This is a genomic window from Pseudescherichia vulneris (genome assembly GCF_902164725.1).
Taxonomy (GTDB): domain Bacteria; phylum Pseudomonadota; class Gammaproteobacteria; order Enterobacterales; family Enterobacteriaceae; genus Pseudescherichia; species Pseudescherichia vulneris.
The window spans coordinates 177,050-181,594 of record NZ_LR607338.1 but is presented as its reverse complement, the minus strand read 5'-3'; the positions used below and the strand labels follow the sequence as shown (position 1 = coordinate 181,594).

Genomic DNA, 4,545 nt, shown 5'->3' with positions numbered 1-4,545 from the left:
CGAGAGAGGTTGCCATTCTGGGGAGCATTCATTTATGAAGAAAATGATTTTAGATGAACGTGATGGCAATGTGACCATTGATAACTATTCAATTAATTTGCAGACCCAGGAGCAGTTTGTTAGTAGTTGCTTTTATAGAGAAAATGACGATATAAAAGAGTTCGGTCGTTATGGTTACTATGTGGAAAGCGTCTCATGGCTTGGGAGAGAGTATTTTTTAGAATTTTGGCCAGCGATGGAGCAGTTCCAAAAAAAGATACGTATGGTTGAGAAAGGAACGGAGTTTTATTCTTCCCTACATGATTGGGAGCTAAGGGCGAATGTAGACCTACTCTTAAGGGAAGAGGCGAGAGTAAAGGAGTTTTTGGAAGGTACCTTAAATTTTGCATCAAAGCGTGACATATCCCAGCCACCTTATGGTGTGGTTTTTGAATATGTGTGGGGTGAGATTGCTGTGCAGTCTAATAAGAATGATTTTAATTGCGGCCTGTATATAAGCTGGAATGACTAGCAAATGATTAATGATTTGGTTTTTGATCACGAAACATGTGCTCTAAGCTGGGTATACGATGCGCGCCAGATCACTGGTCATATAGATAATTTGGATTTGGCAATGTTAGATGAAAGGCGTGAGTTGGTTTTTATATTAAGCCAGCCCTCGCCGCTGCCAACCTTACTGACTGTCTTAAATAGGGAGGGAGGCTTGATTTCAGCATTTCCACCACCGGAGGGTGCATCTTTTTATTACTTAACGTTGAGTGCTGCCAAAGAGGTATTGGTCGTTTGTTCTTTTCATGAAAAGAGAGAGGGCTGGTATGACTGGCATTATGCTCTGGATGTTGAAAATAAAAGGTTGATGAAAATGACACCTTCTTATTAGAGTTTTGAAACAGTGAATACAGAGAGCGCTTGCGAGCCGCAGGGAAGCAGCCAATGACCGCTCCCATCCAGCCCATTACGCACCCGTCTCCGCTTACTCCTCGCTGAACCAGTCGCTGTTCTCCTGGCGGATCAGCTGGACCGTCTCGCCAATCTCTTCCAGATGCGCGGTCATCGCCTTATCTACGCCCTCTACGTCATGCTTAGCCAGCGCATCAAAGATATCCTGATGCTGACGCAGCAGCTTCTCCGGCGGAGAAACGTGATCGAGGCTCATATAGCGCACCCGGTCAATGGTCGCCTTGATGTTCTCCACCGTATCCCACGCCAATTGGCAGTCGGCAATCAGCGCCAGCTTCTGGTGAAACTCATCGTCAAGCTGGAAGAAATCATCAAGCTGCTTGTGGTCGATAGCGATCCGCTGCTGATGCAGGTTCTGCTCCAGCTGATAACGCTGGCTATCGGTGATCAGCGTCGCGGCCCGGCGGGCGACGGCGCACTCAATCGCCTGACGCACAAAGCAGCCGTTGCGTACCTGCGTCATGGAGATCTTATTGACGTAGCTGCCGCGCTGGGGACGGATCTGAATCAGTCCATTCTCAGCCAGTTTGATAAAGGCTTCACGAACCGGCTGGCGCGAGACGTTAAACCGCACCGATACCTCTTTCTCCGACAGCGGCGTGCCGGGGGGGATCAGGCAATGTACGATATCCTGGCGCAGGATACGGTAAATTTGCTGATTAACGGGCAATACAGGATTAAGGTGGGTTTCGACGGCCATGCGCTCTTACTTAATAGAATAGTGACCCGCCTACCATACCATCTATTTGATCTGCATCCCATACCCGGCCCGCAGGCCGGGTAGGAAATATCAGCTGCGATGCACGCTTAGGCCAGCCCAGGTCTGGCTAACCGGCATCATCTCAAGGGTGTTGATGTTAACGTGCTTCGGCAGGGTCGCTACCCACCAGACGGCCTCGCACACATCCTCTGCGCTAAGGGCGTTGGTGTTCTCATAGGTTTTGCCCGCTTTATCGTCATCGCCTTTGAAGCGAACGTTAGAGAACTCGGTTCCGCCTACCAGACCCGGCTCGATGTTGGTCACGCGCACCGCCGTACCGTGCAGATCGGTACGCAGGTTGAGGCTGAACTGCTGTACAAAGGCCTTGGTTGCGCCATAGACGTTGCCGCCCGCATAAGGCCAGCTGCCCGCGGTAGAGCCGATATTGATGATGTGCCCACGGTTGCGCTCTACCATTCCCGGCAGCACGGCGCGGGTCATATAGATCAGCCCCTTGTTGTTGGTATCGATCATTGTCTCCCAGTCTTCAACGTTGGCCTTATGCGCAGGCTCCAGGCCCAACGCCAGACCGGCGTTGTTGACCAGCACGTCAATGTCGCGCCACTCGGCGGGGAGAGAGTCCAGCGCCTGTTCGATAGCGGCGCGGTTGCGTACGTCCAGTTGCAGGGTGAGAACGCTATCGCCCAGCTCATCTTTCAGGGTCTGCAAACGTTCCTGACGACGGCCGGTAGCAATCACTTTATGACCGTTTTCAACGAAACGGCGGGTGATGCTTTCGCCAAACCCTGCCGTTGCCCCGGTGACTAAAATAATCATCATTCTGTTCCTCAACGCTTTTTGTGTGTTATTACGATAGCATGGGTTAAGAGCCTGAGGTAAACGACAATGTTTAAGGAGTTGAAATGTCGCTAACGAATCCTTTACTGAGTGAAAGCACGCTGCCTTACCTGGCGCCGCGCTTCGATATGATTGAAGATAGCCACTATCGTCCGGCCTTTGATGAAGGCGTTCGGCTAAAGCGTGATGAGGTCAGCGCCATCGCTCAGGCAACAACGCCAGCGGATTTTAACAACACCATCCTGGCGATGGAGCAGAGCGGGCAGCTTCTTAACCGGGTCACCAGCCTCTTTTTTGCTATGACCGCTGCCCACACCAATGATTACCTTCAGCAGCTTGATGAAGCCTTCTCCGCAGAGCTGGCCGAGCTGGCAAATGATATCTATCTGGATAGTGCGCTTTTCTACCGTATTGATGCCGTCTGGCAGCAGCGCCACGCGCTCGGGCTGGACGCGGAATCCCTGCGTCTGACGGAGGTCGTCCACCAGCGCTTTATTCTGGCAGGGGCGACCCTGGGCAGTGCCGAAAAGCAGGCGCTAAAAAGCCTCAATACCGAAGCGGCAACCCTCACCAGCCAGTTTAACCAGCACCTGCTGGCAGCAGGCAAGGCGGGTGGGTTGATCGTCGAGAGTGAGCAGCAGCTTGATGGCCTGAGCGAAAGCGAAAAAGCGCAGGCGCGAGCGGCAGCAGAGGAGCGGGGACTCTCCGGACGCTGGCTTATCCCTCTCCTGAATACGACTCAGCAGCCTGCGCTGGCGGGACTACGCGATCGCCAGACCCGGGAACAGCTCTTTAAAGCAGGTTGGTCGCGTACGGAAAAAGGCGATAAAAACGATACCCGCGCCGTCGTGCTGCGCCTGGCAAAAATCCGCGCGGAACAAGCCGCGCTGCTGGGATTCCCGGACTATGCCGCCTGGAAAACTGCCGACCATATGGCACAAAATCCTGCCGCCGCGCTGACCTTTATGCGCAATATCGTTCCGGCGGCGCGCGCCCGTGCCGAGCAAGAGCTGGCAGATATTCAGCGGGTAATCGATGAGCAGCAGGGTGGATTCCGGGCCGAGGCCTGGGACTGGGCGTGGTATGCCGAGCAGGTGCGCCGGGAGAAATTCGCTCTTGATGAGGCACAGATCAAACCCTACTTTGCCCTCAACACCGTACTGGTTGACGGCGTATTCTGGACCGCCAGCCAGCTGTTCGGCCTGAGCTTCATCGAGCGGTTTGATCTGCCGGTTTACCATCCTGACGTCCGCGTCTGGGAGATCGTTGATGCTGACGGCACCGGCATGGCGCTCTTCTACGGCGACTTCTACGCCCGTGACAGCAAAAGCGGCGGGGCGTGGATGGGTAATTTCGTGGAGCAATCTACATTGCAGGGAACCCGGCCGGTTATCTATAACGTCTGCAACTATCAGAAACCTTCCGCAGGCGGACCCGCGCTCATTTCCTGGGATGACGTGATCACGCTGTTCCATGAGTTTGGTCATACCCTGCACGGGCTTTTTGCCACCCAGCGCTACGCGACGCTCTCCGGCACCAATACGCCGCGTGATTTTGTCGAGTTCCCATCGCAGATCAACGAGCACTGGGCCAGCCATCCTGATGTTTTCGCCCGCTATGCCCGGCACTACCAGACCGGGGAGCCTATGCCGAAGGCACTGCAGGAGAAGATGCATCGGGCGGCATTGTTCAACAAGGGTTATGACATGACGGAGCTATTGAGCGCCGCGCTGCTGGATATGAACTGGCATAGCCTCGCATCACGTACTGCCGTCAGCGATGTTGCAGCTTTTGAAGCCGAGGTGCTCAAGCGGGAAAATCTCGATCTTGCCGCCGTGCCGCCGCGCTATCGCAGCAGCTATTTCGCGCATATCTTCGGTGGCGGTTACGCAGCGGGCTACTATGCCTACATCTGGACGCAAATGCTGGCTGACGACGGCTACCAGTGGTTTGTAGAGCAGGGCGGATTGACCCGGGAGAACGGGCAGAAATTCCGCGAGGCGATTTTGTCACGAGGCAATAGCACG

Annotated in this window: 5 protein-coding genes; 3 read left to right on the top strand and 2 right to left on the bottom strand. The window is 54.2% G+C overall.

The window, feature by feature from the left end:
• Together FN633_RS00715 and FN633_RS00710 are read left to right on the top strand one after the other, a co-directional pair.
• A partial coding sequence (locus FN633_RS00715; RefSeq protein WP_208673895.1) for a hypothetical protein occupies window positions 1-511 on the top strand: 511 nt, incomplete at its 5' end.
• A 3-nt stretch (window positions 512-514) separates the two neighbouring features.
• Window positions 515-880, top strand: a complete 366-nt coding sequence (locus FN633_RS00710; RefSeq protein ID WP_154056399.1) for a hypothetical protein — start codon at window positions 515-517, stop codon at window positions 878-880.
• A gap of 93 nt (window positions 881-973) precedes the next feature.
• Here the strand turns inward: FN633_RS00710 and FN633_RS00705 are convergent, their stop codons facing one another.
• Together FN633_RS00705 and ydfG are read right to left on the bottom strand one after the other, a co-directional pair.
• Window positions 974-1,660, bottom strand: a complete 687-nt coding sequence (locus FN633_RS00705) for a GntR family transcriptional regulator (protein ID WP_154056398.1) — start codon at window positions 1,658-1,660, stop codon at window positions 974-976.
• A 90-nt stretch (window positions 1,661-1,750) separates the two neighbouring features.
• Window positions 1,751-2,497: a bifunctional NADP-dependent 3-hydroxy acid dehydrogenase/3-hydroxypropionate dehydrogenase YdfG gene (gene ydfG / locus FN633_RS00700; RefSeq protein WP_042395693.1), complete on the bottom strand. Its 747-nt coding sequence runs from the start codon at window positions 2,495-2,497 to the stop codon at window positions 1,751-1,753.
• Window positions 2,498-2,583: 86 nt separating this feature from the next.
• Between ydfG and dcp the strand changes: the two genes are divergently transcribed.
• Window positions 2,584-4,545 (top strand): peptidyl-dipeptidase Dcp (gene dcp, locus FN633_RS00695; protein ID WP_154058779.1); only part of this gene is annotated, 1,962 nt, incomplete at its 3' end.

Excerpts from the sequence above, each read along its gene's own strand:
- ydfG (WP_042395693.1), bottom strand. The coding sequence starts at position 2,497 with ATGATTATTTTAGTCACCGGGGCAACGGCAGGGTTTGGCGAAAGCATC.
- FN633_RS00710 (WP_154056399.1), top strand. The coding sequence starts at position 515 with ATGATTAATGATTTGGTTTTTGATCACGAAACATGTGCTCTAAGCTGG.
- FN633_RS00705 (WP_154056398.1), bottom strand. The coding sequence starts at position 1,660 with ATGGCCGTCGAAACCCACCTTAATCCTGTATTGCCCGTTAATCAGCAA.